This is a genomic window from Janibacter hoylei PVAS-1, assembly GCF_000297495.1.
Taxonomy (GTDB): domain Bacteria; phylum Actinomycetota; class Actinomycetes; order Actinomycetales; family Dermatophilaceae; genus Janibacter; species Janibacter hoylei.
The window spans coordinates 28470-53508 of the sequence record NZ_ALWX01000001.1 but is presented as its reverse complement, the minus strand read 5'-3'; the positions used below and the strand labels follow the sequence as shown (position 1 = coordinate 53508).

The 25039-nt window shown below is 72.5% G+C and carries 26 protein-coding genes and 1 riboswitch; of the genes, 18 read left to right on the top strand and 8 right to left on the bottom strand.

Going from position 1 to position 25039, the window contains the following annotated elements; genetic code table 11:
* Positions 1-7: 7 nt before the first annotated feature.
* Positions 8-622: a hypothetical protein gene (locus B277_RS00260; RefSeq protein WP_007923812.1), complete on the bottom strand. Its 615-nt coding sequence runs from the start codon at positions 620-622 to the stop codon at positions 8-10.
* Positions 619-1317 carry an alpha/beta fold hydrolase gene (locus B277_RS00255; protein ID WP_202948402.1) on the bottom strand — a complete coding sequence of 233 codons (699 nt, stop codon included), beginning with the start codon at positions 1315-1317 and terminating at the stop codon, positions 619-621. The genes B277_RS00260 and B277_RS00255 overlap by 4 nt, the downstream gene beginning before the upstream one ends.
* Positions 1318-1575: 258 nt before the next feature.
* Between B277_RS00255 and B277_RS00250 the strand changes: the two genes are divergently transcribed.
* From B277_RS00250 to B277_RS00225, 6 genes are all read left to right on the top strand, one after another.
* Entirely contained in the window at positions 1576-3225 is a 1650-nt protein-coding gene (locus B277_RS00250) for a GNAT family N-acetyltransferase (protein WP_202948401.1), read from the top strand.
* A 257-nt stretch (positions 3226-3482) separates the two neighbouring features.
* Positions 3483-3851: a hypothetical protein gene (locus B277_RS00245; protein ID WP_007923809.1), complete on the top strand. Its 369-nt coding sequence runs from the start codon at positions 3483-3485 to the stop codon at positions 3849-3851.
* A 49-nt stretch (positions 3852-3900) separates the two neighbouring features.
* Positions 3901-4824, top strand: a complete 924-nt coding sequence (locus B277_RS00240; protein WP_007923808.1) for an NADP-dependent oxidoreductase — start codon at positions 3901-3903, stop codon at positions 4822-4824.
* A 9-nt stretch (positions 4825-4833) separates the two neighbouring features.
* Positions 4834-5208 carry a hypothetical protein gene (locus B277_RS00235; RefSeq protein ID WP_007923807.1) on the top strand — a complete coding sequence of 125 codons (375 nt, stop codon included), beginning with the start codon at positions 4834-4836 and terminating at the stop codon, positions 5206-5208.
* Positions 5201-5713 (top strand): hypothetical protein, encoded by a 513-nt coding sequence (locus tag B277_RS00230; protein WP_007923806.1) that lies wholly within the window; start codon positions 5201-5203, stop codon positions 5711-5713. The genes B277_RS00235 and B277_RS00230 overlap by 8 nt, the downstream gene beginning before the upstream one ends.
* A 10-nt stretch (positions 5714-5723) precedes the next feature.
* Positions 5724-6164 carry an SRPBCC family protein gene (locus tag B277_RS00225; RefSeq protein WP_007923805.1) on the top strand — a complete coding sequence of 147 codons (441 nt, stop codon included), beginning with the start codon at positions 5724-5726 and terminating at the stop codon, positions 6162-6164.
* A gap of 19 nt (positions 6165-6183) precedes the next feature.
* Here B277_RS00225 and B277_RS00220 read toward each other — a convergent pair whose 3' ends face one another.
* The 3 genes from B277_RS00220 to thiD all read right to left on the bottom strand — a co-directional run bounded on the left by B277_RS00220 (position 6184) and on the right by thiD (position 7743).
* Positions 6184-6504 carry a DMT family transporter gene (locus tag B277_RS00220; protein WP_007923803.1) on the bottom strand — a complete coding sequence of 107 codons (321 nt, stop codon included), beginning with the start codon at positions 6502-6504 and terminating at the stop codon, positions 6184-6186.
* Positions 6501-6845: a DMT family transporter gene (locus B277_RS00215; RefSeq protein ID WP_007923802.1), complete on the bottom strand. Its 345-nt coding sequence runs from the start codon at positions 6843-6845 to the stop codon at positions 6501-6503. Before B277_RS00215 ends, B277_RS00220 begins: the two co-directional genes overlap by 4 nt.
* 61 nt (positions 6846-6906) lie before the next feature.
* Positions 6907-7743 (bottom strand): bifunctional hydroxymethylpyrimidine kinase/phosphomethylpyrimidine kinase, encoded by an 837-nt coding sequence (thiD, locus tag B277_RS00210; protein WP_007923801.1) that lies wholly within the window; start codon positions 7741-7743, stop codon positions 6907-6909.
* Positions 7744-7772: 29 nt separating this feature from the next.
* A riboswitch (TPP riboswitch) is annotated at positions 7773-7880 on the top strand.
* Between thiD and thiC the strand changes: the two genes are divergently transcribed.
* The 4 genes from thiC (at position 7878) to B277_RS00190 (ending at position 12257) form a co-directional block, all read left to right on the top strand.
* On the top strand, positions 7878-9629 hold the full coding sequence (gene thiC, locus B277_RS00205) for a phosphomethylpyrimidine synthase ThiC (protein ID WP_007923800.1): 1752 nt from the start codon (positions 7878-7880) through the stop codon (positions 9627-9629). (Overlaps the previous riboswitch by 3 nt.)
* Positions 9626-10984 carry an MFS transporter gene (locus tag B277_RS00200; protein ID WP_007923799.1) on the top strand — a complete coding sequence of 453 codons (1359 nt, stop codon included), beginning with the start codon at positions 9626-9628 and terminating at the stop codon, positions 10982-10984. Before thiC ends, B277_RS00200 begins: the two co-directional genes overlap by 4 nt.
* Positions 10981-11769: a hydroxyethylthiazole kinase gene (thiM, locus tag B277_RS00195; protein WP_007923798.1), complete on the top strand. Its 789-nt coding sequence runs from the start codon at positions 10981-10983 to the stop codon at positions 11767-11769. Before B277_RS00200 ends, thiM begins: the two co-directional genes overlap by 4 nt.
* The gene (locus tag B277_RS00190) at positions 11766-12257 is read left to right on the top strand and encodes a thiamine phosphate synthase (protein WP_007923795.1); all 492 of its coding nucleotides are present in this window, start codon (positions 11766-11768) and stop codon (positions 12255-12257) included. Before thiM ends, B277_RS00190 begins: the two co-directional genes overlap by 4 nt.
* Positions 12258-12391: 134 nt before the next feature.
* Here B277_RS00190 and B277_RS00185 read toward each other — a convergent pair whose 3' ends face one another.
* Entirely contained in the window at positions 12392-13615 is a 1224-nt protein-coding gene (locus B277_RS00185) for an MFS transporter (RefSeq protein ID WP_007923793.1), read from the bottom strand.
* 44 nt (positions 13616-13659) lie between these two features.
* Here B277_RS00185 and B277_RS00180 point away from each other — a divergent pair, with 44 nt between their 5' ends.
* Positions 13660-14112 carry a deoxycytidylate deaminase gene (locus B277_RS00180; RefSeq protein WP_007923792.1) on the top strand — a complete coding sequence of 151 codons (453 nt, stop codon included), beginning with the start codon at positions 13660-13662 and terminating at the stop codon, positions 14110-14112.
* A gap of 42 nt (positions 14113-14154) precedes the next feature.
* Positions 14155-15066, top strand: a complete 912-nt coding sequence (locus B277_RS00175) for a universal stress protein (protein WP_007923791.1) — start codon at positions 14155-14157, stop codon at positions 15064-15066.
* A gap of 3 nt (positions 15067-15069) precedes the next feature.
* Here B277_RS00175 and B277_RS00170 read toward each other — a convergent pair whose 3' ends face one another.
* Together B277_RS00170 and B277_RS00165 are read right to left on the bottom strand one after the other, a co-directional pair.
* Entirely contained in the window at positions 15070-15768 is a 699-nt protein-coding gene (locus tag B277_RS00170; protein ID WP_007923790.1) for an alpha/beta fold hydrolase, read from the bottom strand.
* 1 nt (position 15769) lies between these two features.
* Positions 15770-16690 carry a pirin family protein gene (locus B277_RS00165; protein ID WP_007923789.1) on the bottom strand — a complete coding sequence of 307 codons (921 nt, stop codon included), beginning with the start codon at positions 16688-16690 and terminating at the stop codon, positions 15770-15772.
* A gap of 59 nt (positions 16691-16749) precedes the next feature.
* Between B277_RS00165 and malQ the strand changes: the two genes are divergently transcribed.
* The 6 genes from malQ (at position 16750) to B277_RS00135 (ending at position 25011) form a co-directional block, all read left to right on the top strand.
* Entirely contained in the window at positions 16750-18873 is a 2124-nt protein-coding gene (gene malQ, locus B277_RS00160) for a 4-alpha-glucanotransferase (RefSeq protein ID WP_051987773.1), read from the top strand.
* A gap of 304 nt (positions 18874-19177) precedes the next feature.
* Complete coding sequence (locus B277_RS00155) at positions 19178-20791, top strand: peptide ABC transporter substrate-binding protein (protein WP_238539330.1); 1614 nt, start codon at positions 19178-19180, stop codon at positions 20789-20791.
* Positions 20792-20943: 152 nt separating this feature from the next.
* Positions 20944-21873, top strand: a complete 930-nt coding sequence (locus B277_RS00150) for an ABC transporter permease (protein ID WP_007923784.1) — start codon at positions 20944-20946, stop codon at positions 21871-21873.
* Complete coding sequence (locus B277_RS00145) at positions 21866-22855, top strand: ABC transporter permease (RefSeq protein ID WP_007923782.1); 990 nt, start codon at positions 21866-21868, stop codon at positions 22853-22855. Before B277_RS00150 ends, B277_RS00145 begins: the two co-directional genes overlap by 8 nt.
* Before the next feature lie 19 nt (positions 22856-22874).
* Positions 22875-23882, top strand: coding sequence for an ABC transporter ATP-binding protein (locus tag B277_RS00140; protein WP_007923780.1), 1008 nt, complete (start codon positions 22875-22877; stop codon positions 23880-23882).
* Positions 23875-25011: an ABC transporter ATP-binding protein gene (locus tag B277_RS00135; protein WP_007923779.1), complete on the top strand. Its 1137-nt coding sequence runs from the start codon at positions 23875-23877 to the stop codon at positions 25009-25011. Before B277_RS00140 ends, B277_RS00135 begins: the two co-directional genes overlap by 8 nt.
* Positions 25012-25039 lie beyond the last annotated feature (28 nt).

The following is a 25039-nucleotide window of genomic DNA, read 5'->3' as shown; positions in this document are numbered from 1 at the left end:
AGCGTCGTCACGAAGGCCTGACGCCGCCGTAGCGATGGTGTGCCGTGGCGAGCAGCTCGTAGAGGCGCCGCCGCCCACCGACGTACCCGGCCTCGACGACGTAGCCGCCGGGCCCGAGGAGCCCGTAGCGGGGTGGGCGCCGGCCGGCGGCCAGCATGGCGCGGTCCCGGGCCTCGATCGCTGCCGGGGTCAGCACGTAGGTCACCGACCGCGGGGCGAAGCGGTAGTAGGGGCCGGTCACCCGCTCGTAGCCGACGCGCTCGATGCCGGTCCACGGCACGAACGAGCGGATGACACCGCCGGACTCCGAGGCCAGCCCCTCGCGCGTGACGACGAGCGCCTCGCGGCGGTGCAGCCGCACCGCGATGACCACCGGCAGGAGGGCGCAGCCCACGACGGCGATGACCGAGGCCCAGGTGACGGGGTGCGCGAGCACCACGCCCATCCGGTCGCGGCGCAGCCCGTCGCCCACGGCGAAGACGAGCCAGGCGAGCAGGCCCGCCCCGACGAGCAGAACCAGCACGAGGAGGCCGAGCGCGTAGGCGCGTGAGCGGGCGATGCGGACCTGCCCGCCCGCGTCGAGCACGGCGATCGCCTGGGGCAGGGGTGGCGGGCCGCTCATCGTCCGGTGCGCTCGACGTCGGCCATGAGCACGGCGGGCCAGCGGTCGACCTCGGCGCGGGTGCTCGCCACCTGCAGGGTCGCACGGGGCAGCAGGTCGAGCAGCGCCTCGGCCGTCGACAGCGGGTGCGCGAGGTCGTCGGTCCAGGCGAGGATCGTCGTCGGCAGGTCGATCGAGCGCAGCGACGCGCGCGGTGGCAGGTCGCTGCGGGCTGCTCCGCGGAAGACCCACGGCAGCAGGTCGGTCCGCACGTCGGGCACGGTGTCCGGCGCCCCGGCCGTCGCAGGCGGCGCGGGTGCGGCCGCCTGGGCCCTCAGCAGCAGCTCGACGCCGTGGGTCTCGACCGCCTCCGCGGACCGCTCGTAGTCGTGCGCCCTGGCCGCGCGGGTCTCCCACGCCGTCGGCGGCACCATGAGCGTCAGCCCGCTGAAGCGCTCGGGCTCCAGCAGCGCGGCGTGCAGCAGGGTCGCGCAGCCCATCGACGGTCCGACGCCGTGCACGCGCTCACCGGGGAACCACGCGTCGAGCAGGGCGAGCAGGTCCTGCGCCAGGGTCGGCCAGCGGTAGTCCTCGGCCACCGGGCGCCCTGTCGACCGGCCGTGCCCGCGGGCGTCGTAGCGCAGCAGCCGGGTACCGCTCAGACCGCGGCCGAGATCGAGGTCGAGGACCCGGTCGCGCTCCCGGCTGGAGGTCAGGCCGTGGAGCTGGACGACGGGGTGTCCCCCCTTCGTTGCTGTACTCCGTCTGCAGCCGGGCGCCGGGGACGTCGAAGTCCGTCACGGACCACCTCCTCGCCCGGCGCGCGGTCGGCGCCGTGCGGCTACGGTATCCGCCATGAGGCTGTCCAACGTCGCCCACCTGACGACTGCCCTTCGGGCGGCTCCTCGGTTACGACGTCACCGCCCGGCGCACCGGTCGCCCCCCTGCCCGTCTCCTTCGACCAGCAGCGTCACGTGAGCGCTGGCGACAGGCCCGGCTCCTGGATGGCGATCTGCTTCACCCTGCCTGCCCCGGTTGCGCGGCAACGACTCTCGGCGGCCTGGCTCGCGGTCGTCGCCCGCCACGGCACCCTGCGGTCGAGCTTCTCCGTCGGCCCCGACGGGCAGCCGCTGCTCGAGGAGATCGAGGTGACGCCGGGGCAGTGGGTGGAGCACCCGATCGCCACCGGGCAGGCGGTCAACGACGCGGTGCGCGACGTCCTCGACGCCTCCTGCACCCCCTTCGCCACGCCCTCCCACCGGCTGTGCGTCCTGGAGACCGCGACCGCTCCGACGATGATCATCGGCGCCGACCACGCGCACGTCGACATGTGGTCGATGCTCGTCGTCATCCGCGACCTGCTCGCGGCCCTCGAGCTGACCGACGGCGACGAGGTGCCCGAGCTCACGCTCGTTCCCCCCTTCGCCGAGCACACGACCGCCCTGCGCCACCGCGACCCGGCGCCCGAGCACGTCCAGCGGCGCTGGGCGGAGGTCCTGGCCGCGAGCGGCGACGTCATGCCTCGCTTCCCGCTGCCCCTCGGCGAGCCGGTGCCGCAGGCCGAGCGGGTCGAAGTCCGTGACGTGCTCGACGTCGACGGCTCGGCGGCGCTCGCCGCCCAGGCACGTGGCGACGGCGTCTCGACCCTGGCCACGGTCGTCGCCTCGATGACGGCGGTGACCCGCAACCTCGCGGACGTGCCTCTCCGCGCGGTCTTCCCGGTACACTCGCGCTACGACGCGACGTGGCACGACTCGGTGGGCTGGTTCATCGCCAACTCCGTCCTCGAGTCCGCGGACCCCGACCCGAGCGCCTGTGCCGACGCTGTGAAGGAGGCGGTGCAGCTCGGCTCGTGGCCGCTCGCCGAGGTCTTCGCCCCGTGGGGCGGCATGCCCGAGGCGCCAGGCATGTTTGCGGTCTCGTGGCTCGACCTGCGGCGCCTGCCGGTGAGGGTCGACGCCGCGGGCCTCGACGCGCAGTACGTCGGCGCGAGCATCCGCTCCGACGGCGTCATGCTGTGGTTCATCATCGACGAGACCGGGCTGCACCTGCGCTGCCGCTACCCCGACACCGACGAGGCCCGGAGACACGTCGGCGGGTGGCTCGATGCCCTGGTGCACGATCTGAGGACCCGGGCCACCGAGTCCGTCGGTGGTGTCCTCGAGCTGGGGGAGCGTCGCTTCCGGGTCCGCCGGGCCGTGCGCGGCGACGTCGCGGCCATCGTCGCGCTGCTCGCCGACGACGAGCTCGGCGCGGCGCGCGAGGGCGACGACATCGCCCACTACGAGCGGGTCTTCGATGCGGTCGACCGCGACAGCGCGCAGTACCTCGCGGTCGTCCGGGACGAGCGCGACCGGGTGGTCGCCACCATGCAGCTGTCGATCATCCTCGGCCTGTCGCGCCGCGGCGCCACCCGACTGCAGGTCGAGGGCGTGCGGGTGGCCTCTGGTGAGAGGTCGGCCGGGCTGGGGACGGCGATGCTCGAGTGGGCCCACGAGCACGGGCGCGCGCACGGCGCGGCCCTGTCCCAAGTGACGACCGACCGGGTACGGACCCGGGCACACGCCTTCTACGAGCACCTGGGCTACGAGGCGAGCCACCTCGGTCTCAAGCGTCCGCTGTGACACGCCCCCTCGTCAGGGCAGGCGACCGCTGCGCATGAGCTGCTCGAGCAGCCGCACCGCGGCGACCGCGGCGGCGTCGGGGACCCGCACCATCCGGTCGATGTCCGCGGCGATGAAGCTCGTCTCGACCCGCTGGCGCCCGACGCCCTCGATGCGCGAGGTCGTGCTGGCGGAGGGACACGGCCGCCACCGCAGTCCGCGTCGACCGGCCGGCAGCGCCGGCCCCTCGGGACGGCCCGCTCGATAGGCTCGCGGTCATGCACCCCATGCGCATCCGGGCCAACCAGGCCATCGCCATCCTCCTCGTCTGCCTCGGCGTCCTCATGCTCGCCGTCGGGATCCTGGCGCAGTCGGCGTCTGCCGCCGTCGGGGTGATCCTCGCGGTGCTCGGCGTCCTGCAGATGATCAACCCGATGGTGCGGCTGGAGCCCCACGAGGCGAGGGTCATCAGCCCGATCGGGATCACGATGCGCCGCTTCCCGCTGCGCGGCCCCCTCGACCTCGTCATCGACGGCAAGAACCTCGTGCACGTGCCGACGGGCAAGCGCGTGACGACCCTGGGCTTCGGCGTGCACCAGCCCGACGTCGAGGCTCTGCGCCACGTCATCCCGACCGCTCAGCGCTGAGGCGAGGGTCGCGGGAATGCCATCCGGCGCGCTCCCCGTTGTACCCACCATGCGCGCCATCACCTACGACCAGTACGGCACCACCGACGAGCTGCACCTGAGCGACCTGCCGGTCCCCAAGGTGGGCCCGAGCGAGGTCCGCATCCGGGTCACCCGGGCCGGGGTCAACCCCGTCGACTGGAAGGCCATGTCCGGCGGTCTCGACCCGATGCTCTCCGCCGACTTCCCGGTCATCCCCGGCTGGGACGTCGCCGGCGTCATCGACGCCGTCGGCCCGGACAGCCCCGAGTTCAGTCCCGGCGACCGGGTTGCCGCCTACGCCCGCAAGCAGGTCCTGTCGGCCGGCACCTTCGCCGAGTACGTCACGGTCCGCGTCGACGACGTGGCAGCCGTCCCCGACGAGGTCACCGACGACGTCGCTGCGGCCCTCCCGCTCGCCGGGCTCACCGCCCTTCGTGTCCTCGAGACGCTGGCCGTGACGAAGGGGGACACCCTCCTGGTCCACGCCGCCTCCGGTGGCGTCGGCTTCGCCGCCGCCCAGCTGGCAATCGCCGCCGGGGCCACGGTCGTCGGCACGGCGTCGACGGCCAACCACGACAAGCTGCGCGACATCGGCGTGACGCCGGTGGAGTACGGCGACGGGCTCGACGAGCGGCTGCGCGACGTGGCGCCAGAGGGCTTCGACGCGGTCGCCGACTTCGTCGGCGGGGTCCTCGACGTCAGCCTCGCGGTGCTGCGCGAGGGCGGTCGCCTCGCCTCGATCACCGACCCGGCCGTCGAGGAGCACGGCGGCCGCTGGGTGTGGGTGCGGCCCGACGGGGCCCGCCTGGCCGACCTGCTCGACGAGGTCGCCGCCGGCCGGTTGATCGTCGACGTCGACCGGAGCTTCCCGCTCGAGGACGTGGCGCAGGCCTTCGCCGCCAGCCAGTCGGGCGACGTGCGTGGCAAGCTCGTCATCGAGGTCGCCGACTAGGGTGCGGCCATGCCGCCGATGACCATCCGCCACAGCCGTCCCATGGCCATCACCTTCGTCGCCCTGGGCGTGCTCATCGCGCTCGTGTCCCTGCTCACCTCGGCGTGGGTCACCGTCGCGGCGGGCGTCGTGCTCACCGCCCTCGGCATCCTCCAGCTCGTCAACCCGATGCTGCGGATCGGGGTGGACGAGGTGCGCATGTGCAACCCGCTCGGCATCACCCTGCGCCGGTTCCCCGTCACCGAGCCGCGCGACCTCGTCCTCGACGGCAGGAACCTGCTCCACGTGCCGACCGGCAAGCGGGTCGCGGCACTCGGCCTCGGCGTGCACCAGCCCGACGTCGACTCGCTGCGGCAGGTCGTCCCCGTCGTGCCGCGTGGCTGACGAGGTCTCCTCCCGGGCCCGCCGCGACCGGCGTCGCCGCCAGTACCTGTCCCTCGGTCTCGGCGAGCTCGCCGCGGCTGCGGTCTTCGTGGGGGTGGCGCTCTGGCACGGCGCGCCCCTCGACACCGGCGGCCGGCTGGCCGTCCTCGGTGCCGTCGGGCCGCTCGCCGTCGTCCTCGTCGCCGCCGGCACCTACTGGCTGCTGGCCCGACGGTGGGTCGGCGTCGGCGTGATGCCCCTCGGGCTCGCCCGCGCGTACCTCGCCCTCGGGGTGCTCGCGGTCATCCTCCTCGCGGCCGGGCTCGCGGCGGTCGTCGCGGGCGCTCCCTCCCTGGCGTGGCTCGTGCTGCTCCTCCTCGTCTGGGCCTTCGGCGTGGTCGAGGTCGTCAACTACGCGCTCCGCCGCCTGGCCTTCCCCGCGCACCGGTGGGTGGCCGGGGTGGCGCAGGGACGCGTGCCTCAGCTGGCCGCCGACGTGCGGGCGGCCCTGGTCGCGCGGTCCTAGGGTGGGTGCCATGGACGAGACCAAGGTCGTCACCGCATCCACCACCATCACCGCACCGCCCGAGGCGATCTTCGAGGAGATCGCCGACCCGGCGCGGCAGCTCGCCTGGGACGGCAACGACAACCTCGCGTCGTCCGCCTCCGGTCAGCGGGCCCGGGCCGTCGGCGACGTCTTCGTCACCACGACGACGCGGGGCAACGACCGCTACAACCACGTCGTCGACTTCGAGGAGGGGCGCCGCATCGCGTGGCGCCCGGCCGCGCAGGGGCAGGCTCCCTTTGGCCACGAGTGGCGGTGGCAGCTCGCCCCGACCGACGACGGTCGGACCCTGGTGACCCACACCTACGACTGGCGCGAGCTGACCGACGCGTCGCGGTACGAGCGGGCCCGCAGCACGACCGAGCGCAACCTGCGCGCCTCCCTCGACCGGCTCGCCGCGCTCTTCGGCTGAGCCCTGCGGGGCGCGTCGGTCAGTGGCCCGCCCCGAGCTCGAGCAGCAGGACGCCGACCATGATCAGTCCGATGCCCGCGAGCATCGGGCGGGTGAGCGGCTCGGCGAAGAGCACCCGTGAGCCGAGCGCGGTGAGCGCCACCCCGGCGGCCGCCCACGTGCCGTAGGCGACGCCGAGCGGCATCCCGTGCGAGAGACTCGCCGAGAGGGCGGCAAAGGCGGTGAGGTAGCCGACGCCGACGAGCCCGTACCACCGTCGGTCCTCGACGGCCGACCTCAACGCGAGGGTGCCGGTCACCTCGGCGCAGACGGCCACCGTGAGCCAGAGCCACCCGGTCACGCGCTCACGTCCTCGACCGGGGCGTGGCGGGTCCCCGTCTCGACGAGCAGCACCCCGGCGATGACGCAGCCGACGCCCAGGCCCATGACGGGGGTGAAGCGCTCGCCGAAGACGACCGTCGACAGGACCGTCGTGAGGGTCACCCCGCACGCCGACCAGATGCCGTAGGCGACGCCCAGGCCCATCCCGCGGCGCAGGACGGCGGCCAGCAGGGTGAAGGAGGCCATGTACCCCGCCACGACGACGACGTAGAGCGCGGGTCGGTCCAGCGCGCCCTTGAGGCTCAGGGTTGCCGCCACCTCGCACAGGATCGCGGCGGCGAGCAGCAGCCAGGTCGTCATGGGAGGACTCTAGGTGCGCTCCGCGGGGACGTCGCCGGCTGACCGCCGGGTCGGCTCGACCTCAGGTGGTCGCGCGCCACCTGACGAGCTCGTGGAAATGGTGTACCGGCCCGGCGCCGGCCCCGATCTCGAGCGACTCCCCGTGACGCAGTGCTTCGGTGAGCCAGCCACGGGCCTCACGAACCGCTGGCCGCCACCCGTCGTGGCGCGGGCGAAGGGCGGCGATCGCCGAGCTCAGCGTGCAGCCGGTACCGTGCGTCGCCGTGGTCGCGACCCGCGGCCCGCGCAGCGCGACCGGTCCGTCGTCGTCGAGCCAGAGGTCGACCGACTCGGGACCGTCGAGGTGGCCGCCCTTGAGCAGCACCCGACGCGCACCGAGCTCGCGCAGCCGCCGGGCCTGCTCGGGCAGGTCAGCCGCGGCGGCGGCCGGTGGCTCGTCGAGCAGGACCCCGGCCTCGGGCACGTTGGGCGTCACGACGTCGGCGCGGGGCAGCAGCGCGCGCACCGCGTCGACCGCGTCTGGCGCGAGCAGCCGCGAGCCCGACGTCGACACCATGACCGGGTCCAGGACGACCGGTGTCGCAGCGAGCGGACCGGTCGTGAGCAGCTCGTGGACCACCTCGACGAGCGGTGCCGACGCGAGCATCCCCACCTTGACCACGTCGATGCGCACGTCGGCGACGAGGGTCTCGAGCTGGGCCCGCACGTGTGCGACCGGCACCTCGTGCACGTCGGTGACGCCGGTCGTCGACTGGGCGGTGAGGGCGGTGATGACGCTCGTGCCGAAGGCACCGAGCGCGCTGAAGGTCTTGAGGTCGGCCTGGATCCCTGCCCCGCCCGACGGGTCCGACCCGGCGATCGTCAGGGCCACCGGCGGTCGGGGGAGCGGGGCGGTCATGCCGCCACCGTAGCCATGTGGTTGTATCGGAGCACCCCCACGGGAGCTCGGGCACGAGCTGAGATCGGACTGACGCCGTCCGGACCGTCTGAACCTGTCCGGATCATGCCGGCGAAGGAAGAGGAGGCGCACTGGTGCGCACCGACGAGCAGACCGAGCTCCACCCCCAGCACCGTCGTGAGGTGCTGACCGACCCCCACGACCCGTCGATCGAGGTGCCGGTGACGGCGATCTCCCTGGCCGACAGCCCCGACGGCAGCACCAACGACGACGTGCACGTCTACCGCACGGCCGGCCCCGGCAGCGACCCCGAGGTCGGGCTGCCCCCGGCGCGGGCGGCGTGGATCACCGCGCGCGGCGACGTCGAGCCCTACGCGGGGCGACCACGCGACCTGCTCGACGACGGACGGTCCGCCGTGCGCCGCGGCGAGGCCTCCCGGGCCTGGCGGGGCGAAGGGAGGGACCCCCTTCGTGCCGTGGAGGGCCGCACCGTCACCCAGCTGCACTACGCACGCCGCGGCGAGATCACGCCGGAGATGCGCTACGTCGCTCTGCGAGAAGGATGCTCGCCCGAGCTCGTCCGCGACGAGGTGGCCGCCGGCCGCGCGATCATCCCGGCCAACGTCAACCACCCCGAGTCCGAGCCGATGGTCATCGGGCGGGCCTTCCTCACGAAGATCAACGCCAACATCGGCAACTCCGCCGTCACCTCCTCCATCGCCGAGGAGGTCGACAAGCTCACCTGGGCCACTCGCTGGGGGGCCGACACCGTCATGGACCTGTCGACCGGCGACGACATCCACACGACCCGTGAGTGGATCATCCGCAACAGCCCCGTGCCCATCGGCACCGTCCCGATCTACCAGGCGCTCGAAAAGGTCGACGGTCGGGCCGAGGACCTCACCTGGGAGGTCTTCAGGGACACCGTCGTCGAGCAGTGCGAGCAGGGCGTCGACTACATGACGATCCACGCCGGGGTGCGGCTCGCCTTCGTCCCGCTCACCGCTGACCGTGTCACCGGCATCGTCTCCCGCGGCGGCTCGATCATGGCCGGCTGGTGTCTGGCCCACCACGAGGAGTCCTTCCTGTACACCCACTTCGACGAGCTGTGCGAGATCTTCGCCCGCTACGACGTCGCCTTCTCGCTCGGCGACGGGCTGCGGCCGGGGTCGGTCGCGGACGCCAACGACGCCGCTCAGCTCGCCGAGCTGCGGGTGCTCGGTGAGCTGACCCTGCGCGCGTGGGAGCACGACGTCCAGGTCATGGTCGAGGGCCCGGGCCACGTGCCCCTGCACCTCGTCAAGGACAACGTCGACCTCGAGCAGGACTGGTGCCACGGCGCGCCCTTCTACACGCTCGGGCCACTCGTCACCGACATCGCGCCCGGCTACGACCACATCACCTCCGCCATCGGCGCCACGGAGATCGCCCGCCATGGCACGGCGATGCTCTGCTACGTCACGCCCAAGGAGCACCTCGGCCTGCCCGACCGCGACGACGTGCGCACCGGCGTCATCACGTACAAGATCGCCGCGCACGCGGCCGACCTGGCCAAGGGGCACCCGAGGGCCCGGGAGCGCGACGATGCCCTGAGCCGGGCCCGATTCGAGTTCCGCTGGCACGACCAGTTCGCCCTCGCCCTCGACCCCGAGACGGCGATGGCCTTCCACGACGAGACCCTCCCCGCCGAGCCGGCGAAGACCGCCCACTTCTGCTCGATGTGCGGGCCGAAGTTCTGCTCCATGCGGATCAGCCAGGACATCCGCGACGCCTACGGGTCGGCCGCCGACCAGCGGGCGATCGCCGAGGCGGGCATGGCGGCCAAGGCGCGCCAGTTCGTCGAGCTCGGCTCGAGCGTCTACGTCCGTGACGAGTCGACCCGATGAGCCTCGTGCCCGACCTGCCACCGGCGGGACGCGCCGCCGTGCGCGCCGGGGTCGTGGGCAACTACGTCGACCAGGTCAACATCTTCCTGCCCGTCGTCGCGCTCGCCCCGGCGCTCGTGACGCTCGCCGGGCCGCACGCCGGCGTCACCTCCGGCGCCCTCGTCGTCGTCGCCACCCTGCTCGGCCGCCCCGTCGGGGCGATGGTCTTCGGGCGGATCGCCGATCGCGTCGGCCGCACCCGCACGACCCAGGTGGCCATCGCCGGCACGGCTGCCTGCTCCCTGCTCATCGCGGCGGTCCCGACCCACGCGAGCGTCGGCGTGCTCGCCATCGGCGCCGTCGTGCTGCTGCGCTTCGTCGGTGGCGTCTTCCTCGCCGGGGAGTACACCTCGGCGATCCCGCTCGCGATGGAGTGGTCACCACCGCGGCGCCGTGGTCTCGTCTCCGGGCTCATCATGTCGATGGCCCCCTGGGCCCAGTCGACGATCGCCTTCGCCACCGCGGCGCTCCTCGCGCTCCTCGGCCCGGCCACCTACGCGGAGTGGGGCTGGCGCCTCTCCTTCGTCGCCGGAGGGCTCGCCAGCCTCGCCCTGCTCGCCTTCTACTCCGCGCGGGTCGCCGACGCGCCCCACGTCGTGCGTCAGCGCGAGCAGGCCGACACCAGGGCGCCCGCCGCGCTCGGTCTCCGGGCCGTCCTCGGTGGCGCCTACGCGGGTGCCTTCTGGCAGATGTTCGGCCTGATGTCGGGGCTGTGGCTCATGACCAACATGGTCGTCATCGCCGCGACCGGCCGCCTGGCCGCTGACCACGGCCTCGACGGCGGCGAGGTCGCGACGGTCATGGGCGTCGCCTCCGTCGCCCAGGCCCTCGTCATGTCGACGACCGGGCACTGGTCGACGGTGCTCGGCCGGCGGCGCTACTTCGTCGGCTGGGGCCTCGCGGCCGCCGTGCTCGCGCCACTGCTCTGGCTGGCGACGATGACCGCAGCCGTCCTCCCCTTCGTCGTGGGGGTGGCCCTGCTCCAGGTCGTCACCGTGTGCGGCTACGGGCCCGTCGGGGCCTACCTGTGCGAGCGCTTCCCCGCGCACGTCCGCTCGACGGGGTACGGCACCGCCTACTCCCTCTCCATCGTCGTCCCGGCCCTGTGGCCGTGGTGGCTGCCCCGGCTCGAGCCGCTCCTCGGGCACGACGGGGCGGTCGTCGCGGTGCTCGTCGTCGGCGGTCTGCTCGTCGCCGGGTGCGGCGCCCTCGGGCCACGCCTGGCCCGGTGCGAGCTCGACGACGACGTCGAGGCGGTCGCCGTCCGATCTGGCACGCTCCTCCGGCCGGGCGTGCCGTCGGGGGCGACGACATGAGCGACCTGCGCGCCGAGGTGACCGCCGCCGTCGCCGCGATGCGGGCCGCCAGCCCGCTCGTCCACGGGGCGACCGGGTCGGTGACCCGGGCGATCGTCGCCGACGGGCTGCTCGCCGTCGGCGCCCGGCCGATGCTCACCGAGACCGTCGACGAGGCGCCGACCCTCGTGACCGTGGCCGACGCCTTCCTCGCCAACCTCGGCTCGCTGAGCTCCGACGGGCGGGCCGGGCTGCTCCCGACGGCCGAGGTGGCGGCCGAGCGCGGCACCCCCTGGGTGCTCGACCCGACCGCCATCGGTCTGGCGCCCGTGCGCACCCCGCTCGCCCTCGAGCTGCTCGCCCTCGGGCCGAGCATCGTGCGCGGTAACGCCTCGGAGGTCCTCGTGCTCGCCGGGGGAGGGCAGCCCGGTCGCGGGGCCGACAGCACCGTCGCCCCGGACGCGGCCGCCGAGGCGGCCCACTCCCTCGCGGCTGCGCACGGGTGCGTCGTCGCCGTCTCCGGGGCGGTCGACCTCGTCACCGACGGGCGCCAGAGCGTCCGGATCGCCTCGGGCGCACCGGTGCTCACGCGGGTGACCGGCACCGGGTGCCTGCTCGGCGCCCTCAGCGCGGCGCACGCCGCCGTGGCGGCCCCCTTCGTCGCGGCGGTGGCGGCGACCGCCTTGCTCACCGTCGCCTCGGAGCGGGTGGGCGGTCTCGGGCCGGGCAGCTTCCGGGTCGGTCTGCTCGACGCCCTCGACGCGGTGACCCCCACCGAGGTCGGGAGCGGAGTGCGGCTCACGTGATCGACTGGCGCCTCCACCTCGTCACCTCGGGCCACGGGCCGGCCACCGTCCGGGCGGCGGCCGCTGCGGCAGCAGCCGGCGCAGGCATCGTCCAGGTCAGGGCCAAGCACCTGCTCGCGGGCGAGCTGCTCGACCTCGTCCTCTCCGTGGCCGGCGCGGTCGCCGAGGTCGCCCCCACCACCCGGGTCATCGTCAACGACCGCGCCGACGTCGCCCATGCGGCGCGTCGACGCGGTGCCCCCGTGCACGGGGTCCACCTCGGGCAGGCCGACCTGCCGACTGCGGACGCTCGGGCCCTGCTCGGGCCCGATGCCCTCGTCGGCCTGACCGCCGGCACCCTCGAGCACGTCCGGGCCGCCGAGGCGCGCGTCGGTGCGGATCGGCCCGACTACCTCGGGTGCGGCCCCTACCGCCCCACCCCGACGAAGAGCGCGGGTCGCCCCCCCGGTGGGTCTTGCGGGGTACCCCCTTCGCGCTGCTGCCACTGACCTGCCGGTCGTCGCTATCGGTGACGTGACGGTCGCGGACGTGCCGGCCCTGTCCCTCACCGGCATCGCCGGCGTCGCCGTCGTCCGCGAGATCATGGGCGCCCACGACCCGGGCGCCGCGGCGGCCGCCTGCCTCAGCGCGTGGGCGAGCTGACGCCGATCTCGTCGTCCACGAGCACCGGGCGGGCGACCCGCAGGCCGGCGAGGGTGATGCCGACACCCGTCGTCATGAGCAGCAGGAGCACGACGGTCCAGCCGCCGGTCAGCTCGTGCAGGAGGCCGACGGCGAAGGGGCCGATCCCTGCGAGCAGGTAGCCGACCGGCTGGACGAATCCAGACAGCTGGGCCGTCACGTGGGGGTTGTGGGTGCGGGCCGCGATGAGGGCGATGGCGGTGGGGAAGGCGAAGCCCGACAGGCCGAGCAGGACCGCCCACAGCCACGGCACGGTCGCCGGGGCGAGGAGCAGGCCGAGGTAGCCGGCGACGGCGAGCGTCCCGAAGCCGATCATCCACGCGGACAGGTCACGGCTGCGGTCGATGACGGTCGGCATGAGCAGCCCGCCGAAGATGCCGAGCGCGGCGAGCACCGAGGTGAGCAGGCCGGCGGTGGCGCCCGACAGCCCCGCGTCGCGGTAGATCTGCGGCAGCCAGCCGAACTGCACGTAGGCATTGGTCGACTGCACGCCGAAGAGCACGGTGAGCGCGATCGCGGTGGGGGAGTGCCAGATCCGCGACGTCGGGGTCTCGCCCGCGGCGCGGCGGTGGACCCGGTCGCGCAGGGCGATAACGACCCACGGGACGAGGGCGAGCAGGGCGACGAGCCCCCACATGCCGAGGGCGCCGCGCCACTGGCCGGGGGCGACGTCGGCGACGGGGGCGGCGAGCAGCGGGCCGAGGGTGCCGCCGACCGTCAGCCCCATCGAGTAGATCGTCATGAGCCGCACCCCACCGTCGGTGGAGTGCGCCTTGATCCACGCGGGGACGAGGACGTTGCCCAGCCCCATGCCGGCGAGCCCGATCGCGGTGAGCACGAGGAAGACGCCGGAGGAGTCGGTGAACACGCGGGCCAGCAGTGTGACGACGACCGCGGCGACACCGAGCGCGATCCCCGCGGAGACCCCGACGCGTCGGGCCAGCGCGACGGCACCGCCACCGGCGACGGCGAAGGCGAAGCCCGGCAGCGCGGTCACCACACCGGCGAGGGTCGGGCCGATCTCGAGGGCCGCACGCACCTCCGCCAGGAGCGGACCGATGGAGGTCGCCCCGGGGCGCAGGTTGATCGAGATGAGGGCCACGCCGAGGAGAGCGAGCCCGGGTCCGAAGGGGGGAGTCCGTCGCGTCGTCTCGTGGCTCGTCACCCCAGCGGTCTATCACGCGGGCCCGGTCTGCCTAGGATCGGTCCGTGCCCGACGAGACCCCGACCACGAGCGTGCCGAGCTGGGACGACTACTTCCTCGGCATCGCCACGGCTGTCGCCGCCCGCGCCAAGTGCACCCGCCGCCGCGTCGGTGCCGTGCTGACGATCGACCACCGGATCATCGCGACCGGCTACAACGGCGCCGCCCCGGGCGAGGCCGACTGCCTCGAGGGAGCCTGCCCCAGGGGGCAGCTCGACTACGACGCCGTGCCGGGCCTCGGCGACTACGACCGCCCGGGGACGCCCGGCTTCTGCATCGCGATCCACGCGGAGGTCAACGCGCTCCTGTTTTCCACCCGGGACACCAAGGGCGCGACGGCCTACATCACCGACCCGCCCTGCCCGGGGTGCCGCAAGGCCCTCGCCGCGGCCGGCATCGTGCGGGCGGTCTGGCCCGGCGGGAGCCACGACCGGCCCGGTCTGACGGACTGGCGCTGACCCCCCCCTTCACGCGGTGGGGGTTCGTGGGGACAATGGGGCATGAGCACCGACGCCAGCACCCACGACACCCCGACACCCTCCGGCGCCGTGGTGGCTGCCCTCGACGGCAGCCACCGGGACGCCGCAGTCATCGACTGGGCCGCGGCCGAGGCCGCGGCGCTCTCCGCGCCGCTCCACCTCGTCCACGCCGTCGACCTCGGCACCCCGCTGTCCGCCTACGGTGAGCTGCTGACCAGCCCCGAGATCGTGGACCGGGTCGAGCAGGAGTCGACGCGCGTCGTCGTCGACGCCAGGGCGCACGTCGAGTCGACCCACCCCGGCCTCCCCGTGTCGACGGCGCTGCCGACGGGCTCGCCGTCGGGGGCCCTCATGGCGAGCGCCCAGGGCGCGCGGGTCCTCGTCGTCGGGTCCGCCCGCAAAAATCGTGCCGAGCGGATCGTGCTCGGCACGACGTCGATGAGCGTCGTCGCCCACGCCCCCTGCCCCGTCGTGCTCGTGCCCGACAATGCCAGCACGAAGGGCGACGGGCGCGTCGTCGTCGGCATCGACGGCAGCGAGCACAGCCGCCTGGCCTTCGACCACGCCCTCGACGCGGCCGCCCTGCGGGGGCGCACCGTGACGACGGTGACATCGTGGAACGTCGAGGTGGAGGGTGGCGTCGTCGTCACCGAGCCGGGGACCCCCGAGTGGGAGGCCGTCGACAGCCGCTACCGCCGGATGGCCGAGTCGACGATCGAGGCGGCCCGCAGGGCCCACCCCGAGATCGAGGTGACGGTCGAGGTGCGCCACGGTCGCGCCGCGGACTCGCTCGTCGAGGTCGCCGAGGGGGCCGACCTGCTCCTCGTCGGCTCGCGCGGCCGGGGCGGGTTCCGCGGGATGCTCCTCGGGTCCGTCACGCAGCGGGTGCTGGCGCTCGCGACCTGCCCCGTGGCGGTGCTCCACCGGCAGTGAGGCTCAGCGGCCGTGCCGCGCCACCCAGTCGGTGATCGCCGCCGCGCCCTCGGGCGTGTCCTGGGGTCGGTGACCGGCGCCGGGCAGCGGGAGGTGGGTCGCGCCCTGGGCCTCGAGGGCCGCGGCGACCTCCGCGTACATCGGTGAGCCGTCCCCGGTGATGACGAGGGTCGGGACGAGGCGCGGGGTATCGGCCCGCAGCGAGATCTCCCACGGCGCCGGCGTCGCCCGGATTCGGGCGGCCACCGCGTCGCACGTGCCGTCGTCGACCTCCGGGTCAGGGGCGCCCATGCCGGCGGCGAAGCGTCGGAAGAACTCTCGCCCGTCGACGCTCGGGTCGTCGGCGACGGCGAAGACCTGGGCCATGGCGCTGATGTGCCGCTCGACCCCACGACCACCGCGGGCGACGTCGTAACAGGCGGGCTCGATGAGGACCAGGCTGCGCAGCCGGTCCGGTCGGCGCTGCGCGGCGAGCATCGCGGTGACCGCGCCGTAGGAGTGGCCGACGAGGTGGCCGCGCCCCTCGAGGGCGTCGATGGCCCGGTCGGCGTCGCGCTCGGGCTGGTCGGCCGGGCAGGTGCGCTCGAGGAAGACGTGCTCGGGAGCGCCTGCCTCCGCGAGCAGCGGCCAGGCGCTCGGCCCGCTGCGGCCCCGCCCGTGGATGAAGACGACGCGGGCGGACGGTGCGTTGATCAGACCCATGTCAGCCCCGCGCCCGCAGCCGACCCCCCGGCAGGGCCGGGGCGGGCAGGGCGGCCGGCTGCCCGTCGGGGAAGGGTCCGAAGCGCTCCTCGCCCTCGACCGGCTCCCGGCCGATCTCGGCCATCCAGCGGTCGCGGGCGGCGACGACGTCGTCGTGGCTGCGGCCGATGAAGTTCCACCACATGACGATCTGCTCGCCGAGGGGCTCACCGCCGATGAGGACGAGGCGGGCTCCACGTGCCGAGCGCAGCGTGAAGCTGCGGCGTCCGGTCGGGAGGTAGCCGAGCTCTCCCGCCTCGAGCGCGGTGCCGTCGACGGTGACGTCGCCTTCGTCGAGCAGGAGGGCGTGCTCGTGGCCCGCCGGGACCTCGACGAGGGTCTCGGCGTCGGCGTCGAGGAGGATCTCCGCGCCGGTGATCGGGGTGTGGGTCCGCACGGGGGAGCGGACACCGAGCAGCTCGCCGAGGAAGACGCGGGCGACGCCGCCGGGGACGTACATGGGCTCGGGCACGTGGTGGACGAAGGAGGGCTCCTCGTCGCGCGCGCTCGACGGCAGCGCGAACCACAGCTGCACGCCGTGGAGCACGCTCGTCGCCGGGGTGGAGAACTCCGAGTGGCTCACGCCGCGGCCCGCGGTCATGAGGTTGAGCTCACCGGGTCGGACCATCGCGTGCGCACCCGTGGAGTCACGGTGCTCGATCTCCCCGGTGAAGAGCCACGACACCGTCGCGAGCGCGGTGTGGGGGTGGCGGGGCACGGCCATGCCGCCGGTGGCGGCGACGTCGTCCGGGCCGTAGTGGTCGAGGAAGCACCAGGCGCCGACGAGGCTGCGCTGCCGGGAGGGGAGGGTGCGCCGCACGGTCATCGCGCGCGGCCCGCCGAGCGGCACCTCACGCGGCGCCAGGAGCTGTACGTCGTCCATCGCGCTCACGCTACCCGCCCCGGTGGACACGGGTGGCCCCGCTGCTGAAGGCTGGCCACGTGAGCGACGAGACGCACGCCCCGGAGGAGCCCCGCGGGCTGCTGGAGGAGTTGGCCGCCGCGAAGGGGGTCGACGCCCACTGGTGGGACTGGCGCGGTGAGCACCGTCGGGTCCCGGGCAGCGCGCTGCGGGCGGTGCTGGAGGCGATGGGCGAGGACGTCACGGACGACGCGGCGACGGCGACCGCGCTCGAGCGGGTCCGCACCGCCCCGTGGCGACGCACGCTGCCCCCGACCGTCGTCCAGCGCGAGGGGGACCCCCTTCGCCTCCTCGTCCACGTCCCGCACGGCAGCGCCGTCACGGTCCACGTCCAGCTCGAAGGGGGTGGACGTCGCGACCTCGTGCAGGTCGAGCACGTCGTCGACCCCCGGGAGGTCGACGGGGTCCTCGTGGGCGAGGCGGCCTTCGAGCTGCCGGCCGACCTCCCGCTCGGGTGGCACGAGCTCCTCGCCCGGCCGGAGGTGCCGCTCGTCGAGGGGACGGAGCAGGCGACCCTCGTCACCGTCCCGCAGCGACTGGAGCTGCCCGCGGTCCTGCGCGAGGCGCCGCGCGCCGGCCTGATGACGCAGCTGTACCAGGTGCGCAGTGCCGGCAGCCAGGGCATCGGCGACCTCGGCGACCTCGTGGCGCTCGGTGAGTGGACGGCACGGGAGCACGACGCGCACTTCGTCTTGGTCAACCCGATGCACGCGGCCGAGCCGGTGCCACCGATGGAGCCCTCGCCGTACCTCCCGACGTCACGCCGCTTCGTCGACCCGATCTACATCGACCTGCGCCGGCTGCCCGGCCTCGACCTGTTGCCGGCGCCCGTGCGCGAGGAGGTCGAGACGCTCGCCGACCGGGCGGCCCGGCTCAACGCGGCCGACACCATCGACCGGGACGCGGCGTGGGCGCTCAAGGGGGCGGCGCTGCGCCTCGCCTACCGTCACCTCGGGCCACGCCAGGCCGACGAGGTGGCCCGCCTCCATGCGCGTGAGGGGCAGGCGCTCGTCGACTTCGCCACGTGGTGCAGCCTGGCTGCCGAGCACGGCTCGCTGTGGGAGAGCGAGTGGCCCGAGGAGCTGCACACCCCGACCTCGCCCGCCGTCGAGGCGCACCGCTTTGCCCACCGCGGGGAGATCTCCTTCGTCGTGTGGGTCCAGTGGGTCGTGCGCAGCCAGCTGACCGAGGCCCAGCAGCGGCTGCGTGACGCGGGCATGGGCATCGGGCTGGTGGCCGACCTCGCCGTCGGCATTCACCCCGAGGGGGCCGACGCCTGGTCTCTCGGTGATGCCCTCGCCCGCGGGGTCGACGTCGGCGCCCCGCCCGACCAGTTCAACCAGCTCGGGCAGAACTGGTCCCAGCCGCCGTGGCGGCCGGACCGTCTCGCCGAGCTGGGCTATGCCCCCTTCCGCGACATGCTCCGTGGGGTGCTCGCCGGTGCCGGCGGCCTGCGGATCGACCACGTCATCGGGCTCTTCCGGCTGTGGTGGGTGCCGGAGGGGCACACCCCCGGGGACGGGGCCTACGTGCGCTACGACCACGAGGCCCTCGTCGGCATACTTGCCCTGGAGGCGCAGCGCGCCGGCGCCGTCGTCATCGGCGAGGACCTCGGTGTCGTCGAGCCGTGGGTGCGGGACCACCTCGTCGAGCGGGGGATCCTCGGCACGAGCGTCGTGTGGTTCGAGTGGGGTGCCGACGGGCGCCCGCTGCCGCCGGAGGACTACCGAGAGCTGTGCCTGGCGACGGTGACCACCCACGACCTGCCGCCGAGCGCGGGCTACCTCGCCCTCGAGCACGTCGACCTGCGCGAGCGGCTCGGGCTGCTGACCCGACCCGTCGACGAGGAGCGGGCTGCGGAGGCGGCGAGCGTGCAGGCCGTGCGCGAGGCCCTCGCCGAGCGGGGGCTGCTCGAGACCGCCGATGCCGAGGTGGCCGACGTCGTCGCGGCACTGCACCGCTGGCTCGAGCTGACCCCGGCCCGGTTGCGCGGCATCGCCCTGACCGACCTCGTCGGCGACGTCCGAGCGATCAACCAGCCGGGCACCGACGAGGAGTACCCCAACTGGCGGCTGCCGCTCGCCGGACCGGACCGTCGGCCGCTGAGCCTCGAGGACGTCGTGGCAGGTCCTGCGCGCGGGTGACCGGGCAGGCACAGGACCACCCCGGATTGTCGGGATCCGTGGCTCCAGCCGCAAGGTTTCCCGGCCGTGAGGGTTAACCCTGCATCTCCTGCGAGGGGTGCCGGGGTGGTCACCGAAGAGTCACAGTTGTGTCTCACAGCACACGGGGTCGTGGTCAACCGCCGCAGGGTGGTTTTTGATGGCTCGTGCAGTCGCGGACCGCGCTGCACCCAGGGGTGGACCCGGACGATCGGGAAAGCCGTTAGACCCGCCTTTCCCGGCGGCTTGACGTAGGAGGACCTCCATGCGAGTGAAGTCTCGCGCGATGGCAATCGCCAGCATCTCCGCGGCCGCGCTTCTCGCGACCGCGTGCGGTGGCAGCAGCGACGACGACAGCGGCTCGGGCGGCGGCCCGGGTGGCGAGATCGTCTCCGGTGGCTGCAACCCGGAGAACCCGCTCGTCGCGGGCAACACCGCTGAGACCTGTGGTGGTGACGTCCTCGACGTCCTGACCGCCAAGCTGGTCCACTACAACCCCGAGACGGCCGAGCCCGAGAACGACATCGCGGAGTCGATCGAGACCGAGGACAACAAGACGTTCACGGTCAAGATCAAGAAGGGCTACAAGTTCCACGACGGCACCGAGGTCAAGGCGAAGAACTTCGTCGACGCCTGGAACTACACCGCCTTCGGCCCCAACGGCCAGCAGGGTGGCTACTTCTTCGAGCCGGTCGAGGGCTACGACGAGGTCTCCGACCCGAAGTCCAAGGTCAAGGAGCTCTCCGGCCTCGAGGTCGTCGACGACCACACCTTCACCATCAAGACCACCGAGCCGGTCTCCAACCTGCCGCTGCGTCTGGGCTACACGGCCTTCGCTCCCCAGCCCGACTCCTTCTTCGACGACCCGGAGGCCTTCGGCAAGAAGCCCGTCGCCGCCGGCCCGTACAAGTTCGACTCCTGGGACGAGAACTCGTCGATCGTCGTCAGCAAGTTCGACGACTACGCCGGTGAGTTCGGCGGCCAGGCCGACAAGATCACCTTCAAGATCTTCCAGGACGCCGACGCCGAGTACACCGCGCTGCAGGCCGGCGAGGTCGACGTCGTCCGTCAGATCCCGGCGAGCGCGCTCGTCGACGACAAGTTCAAGGACGACCTCGGTGAGGGCCGGTACCTGGAGAAGGAGAACTCCACCCTCCAGTTCATCGGCATGAACTACCACGTCGACACCAAGCTGAAGAACGTCAAGGTCCGCCAGGCCATCTCGATGGCCATCGACCGGCCGACGATCGTCAAGCAGATCTTCAACGGCGCGATGACCCCGGCCACCGGCTGGGTCTCCCCGATCGTCGACGGCTACAAGGAGGGCGCCTGCGGTGAGTACTGCGAGTACAACCCGACCAAGGCCAAGCAGCTCCTCGAGGAGGGCGGCGGCTACGACGGCAAGCTGACCCTCACCTACAACGGTGACGGCGGCCACAAGGAGTGGACCGAGGCGGTCTGCAACTCGGTCAACAAGGCCATCGGCATCGACTGCGTCGCCACCCCGGCGGTCGACTTCAAGACCATGCTGACGCAGCTCGGCAACGACGAGCTCAAGGGCATGTTCCGCATGGGCTGGGTCATGGACTACCCGTCCATCGAGAACTACCTCGCCCCGATCTACGGCAAGGGCGCTGGCTCGAACTACTACGCCTACGACAACGCGGACTTCCAGAAGAAGATGCGCGAGGCCGGTGCGGCGGAGACCCCCGAGGAGGCCAACAAGCTGTACCAGGAGGCCGAGGGGATGATCGCCAAGGAGTTCACCACCATCCCCACGTGGTACGGCAAGACGATCATCGGTTGGTCGGAGAAGGTCGACAACGTCCAGGCGACCCCCCTTCGGCAACCCGGACCTGGCGGCCATCACCGTCAAGGAGTGACCCAGCCCCACGGCTGACTCAGCACGACCCCGGCCGGCCATCACCTTCGCGATGGCCGGCCGGTGGCGTGCACTCCCGCCAATGGTCTGCGGCGGGGTCGCACACAGTGAGTTACCCTCTCCCGGCACCCCGGGCCTGAGGTGCGTACCAGTTCCATGAGGAGGTGCACGTGGGCAAGTACATCGTTCGACGATTGCTCCAGATGATCCCGGTGATCATCCTTTCCACGTTCCTGATCTACGCCATGGTCTTCGCCATGCCGGGTGACCCCACGGCCGGCAAGTGTGGCGAGCGGCCCTGCCCGGCTGCCTATGTCGAGAAGTTCAACGAGAAGTACCACCTGAACGACCCGTTGATCGTCCAGTACGGCTACTACGCCAAGAACGTCGTCCAGGGCGACCTGGGTGAGAACCAGTACGGCATCCCCGTGGCCAAGGAGCTCGGTGAGCGCTTCCAGGTGACCGCCAAGCTGGCCGTCATGGCGCTGGTCTTCGAGGGCGTCATCGGCATCATCGCGGGTGTCCTCGCGGGACTGCGCAAGGGGGGCTTCATCGACAACCTCGTGCTCGTCAGCACCCTCTTCGTCATCTCGGTCCCGATCTTCGTCATCGGCTTCGCCGCCCGCTACTTCCTCGGCCTCAAGTGGGAGATCTTCCCCGCGCTCGCCTCGGGCAAGGATCCGGACTTCGTCGCCCTGATCATGCCGGCGATGGTGCTCGGGTCGACCTCGTTGGCGTACATCGCCCGCCTCATGCGGACCAACATCTCCGAAAACATCCGCTCCGACTACGTGCGCACCGCCAAGGCCAAGGGGCTGAGTCGGGGGCGCATCGTCGGCGTGCACACCCTGCGCAACTCGATGATCCCCGTCGTCACCTTCATGGGCTACGACTTCGGCGCCCTCCTCGGCGGCGCGATCGTCACCGAGGGCATCTTCAACGTCAGCGGCGTCGGCGGGTACATCTTCACCGGGATCCGCAACCGTGACGGGATCGCGGTCGTCGGGGCGGTGACAACGCTCGTCATCGTCTACCTCCTGATGAACCTGCTCGTCGACCTCCTCTACGGCGCACTCGACCCGAGGATCAGCAATGACTGACAAGACCACGGCGCAGGACGCCGCCCCGGAGCCGGGCCAGGACGAGGCCGGCGCCACGACCACCCGGACGGCCGTGATCGCCGAGGCGGCCGAGGGCCCCTCACGCTCGCTGACCGCGGACGCCTTCGTCTCGCTGCGTCGCAACCCGCTCTTTTGGATCTCGAGCCTGCTCATCCTCATGTTCCTGCTGATGGCCATCTGGCCGTCGCTCTTCACGACCTACGACCTGAGGTTCAACGACCTGAGCAAGGCCCGCCAGTCGCCGAGCGGGGAGCACTGGTTCGGCACCGACGTGCAGGGCCAGGACATCTACACCCGCGTCGTCTACGGCGCCCGCGCCTCGATCCTCGTCGGCGTGCTCGCGACCTTCGGTGTGCTCGTCCTCGGCTCCTTCCTCGGCCTGCTCGCCGGGTACGTGGGCGGCCTGGTCGACACCCTGATCAGCCGCCTCGGCGACATCTTCTTCGCCATCCCCCTGCTGCTCTCGGGCATCATCTTCCTGTCCTCGCTGCGCGACACCGAGGAGATCTGGGGGATCCCGATCCAGGGCTACTTCGGCGTGGTCATCCAGGTCGTGCTCGTCTTCGTCCTCTTCGGCTGGCCGAGCCTCATGCGCCTCATGCGCAGCTCGGTCATCCAGGTCAAGCCCAACGACTACGTGCAGGCCGCCCGGGCGCTCGGCGCCTCGCCGATGCGGATCATCCGCCGGCACGTGCTGCCCAATGCCATGGCCCCGGCCATCGTCGTCACGACGATCAACCTCGGCTCGTACATCGCGGCGGAGGCGACGCTGTCCTTCCTCGGCATCGGCCTGCGGCCGCCGACCGTGTCGTGGGGCGTCATGATCAACGACGGGCTGACTCCCCTTCGGGCGTCGCCGCACATCCTCTTCTTCCCGGCCCTCTTCCTCAGCATCACGGTCCTGGCCTTCATCATGCTCGGCGACGCCGTGCGTGATGCCTTCGACCCGAAGAGCCGCTGAGAGCAAGGTGAGTAGTCACATGAGCACTGAGACGACACAGTCGACGGGCGAGCACCTGCTCGAGGTCGACGACCTGTACGTCGAGTTCCACACCCGGGAGGGCGTGGCCAAGGCGATCAACGGCGTCAACTTCAGCCTCGACGAGGGCGAGACGCTTGCCATCCTCGGCGAGTCGGGGTCGGGCAAGTCGGTGACCGCGCAGGCGATCATGGGCATCCTCGACATGCCCCCGGCGGTCATCCCGGGCGGTCGCATCCTCTACAAGGGCAACGACCTGCTGACGATGCCGGAGGACCACCGGCGCCACCTGCGTGGCCCGGAGATCTCGATGGTCTTCCAGGACGCGCTGAGCTCGCTGAACCCGGTCTTCCCGGTCGGGTGGCAGATCGGTGAGATGTTCCGCGTGCACCAGGGCATGAACAGGTCCGATGCCTACGCGCAGGCGGTCCGCCTCATGGAGCGGGTCAACATCCCCGCGGCCAAGGAGCGGGTCAAGGCCTACCCCCACCAGTTCTCCGGGGGCATGCGCCAGCGGATCATGATCGCGATGGCCATCGCGCTCAACCCCAAGGTCCTCATCGCGGACGAGCCGACCACGGCTCTCGACGTGACGGTGCAGGCCCAGATCATGGCCCTCCTGCAGGAGCTGCAGGAGGAGTTCAACATGGGTCTGATCCTCATCACCCACGACCTGGGTGTCGTCGCCGACGTCGCCGACCGGATCGCGGTCATGTACGCCGGGCGGATCGTCGAGCGGGCCGAGGTGGGCGACATCTACGCTCGGCCCGCCCACCCGTACACCCGGGGTCTGCTCGAGTCGATCCCGCGTCTGGACCAGAAGGGGCAGACCCTCTCGGCCATCGGCGGTCTGCCGCCGAACCTCACCCGGATCCCCTCCGGCTGCGCCTTCCACCCCCGGTGCGTCATGGCGCAGGACATCTGCTCGACGCAGCGGCCCGAGCTGCTCGACGTCGGCCCGCAGCGCCAGTCGGCCTGCCACTTCAGCGAGGAGGTGCTCGATGTCTGAGGTGATCCTCAAGGCACAGGGCCTGAAGAAGCACTACCCGATCAAGGGTGGCGTGCTCCGTACGACCGTCGGCCACGTCAAGGCCGTCGACGGTGTCGACTTCGAGCTGTACAAGGGCGAGACGCTCGGCATCGTCGGTGAGTCCGGGTGCGGCAAGTCGACCCTGGGTCGGCTGCTCATGCGGCTCGAGGAGCCGACCGAGGGCACCGTCGACTTCGACGGCGTCGACATGTACGCGCAGTCCGGCGCCGACATGCGCCGCCTGCGGCGTGACATCCAGATCGTCTTCCAGGACCCCTACACCTCGCTCAACCCGCGGCGCACCGTCGGCGAGATCGTCGGTGAGCCGCTGGAGATCCACTCCGACGTCGTGCCCAAGGGCGGTCGTCGGGCGCGGGTGCAGGAGCTGCTCGAGCTCGTCGGGCTCAACCCCGAGCACATCAACCGGTACCCGCACCAGTTCTCCGGTGGTCAGCGTCAGCGCATCGGCATCGCCCGGGGCATCGCGCTCAACCCCAAGGTGCTCATCTGCGACGAGCCGGTCTCCGCGCTCGACGTCTCCGTGCAGGCGCAGGTCATCAACCTCATGGAAAAGCTGCAGGACGAGCTCGGTCTGTCCTACATCTTCATCGCCCACGACCTGTCGGTCGTGCGCCACATCTCCGACCGGGTCGGGGTCATGTACCTCGGCCGCATGGTCGAGATCGGCGACGAGGACGACATCTACTCGCGCCCGACGCACCCGTACACGCAGGCCCTCCTGTCGGCGGTGCCCGTGCCGGACCCGACGCTGCGGGGCAAGCGGGAGCAGATCGTCCTCCAGGGCGATGTGCCCTCGCCGGCCAACCCGCCGGCGGGCTGCCACTTCCACACCCGCTGCTGGAAGGCGCAGGACATCTGCCGCACCGAGACGCCGCTGCTCGAGCTGCGCACCGACGGCTCGGGGGAGCACCCCTCGCGCTGCCACTTCGCCGAGCCGCGCGTCATCGTCGACACCCAGGTCGTCACCGAGGAGCACGGTCTCTTCGCCGGGCAGGGTCTCGTCGACCGCACCGACGCCGTGGCCGCCGGACAGGCCGGCGCGGTCGAGGGTGGCGCCTCGGCGGACACCTCGACGGCCGGAGCCTGACCGACGTACGACGAAGGGGGGTGCCCAC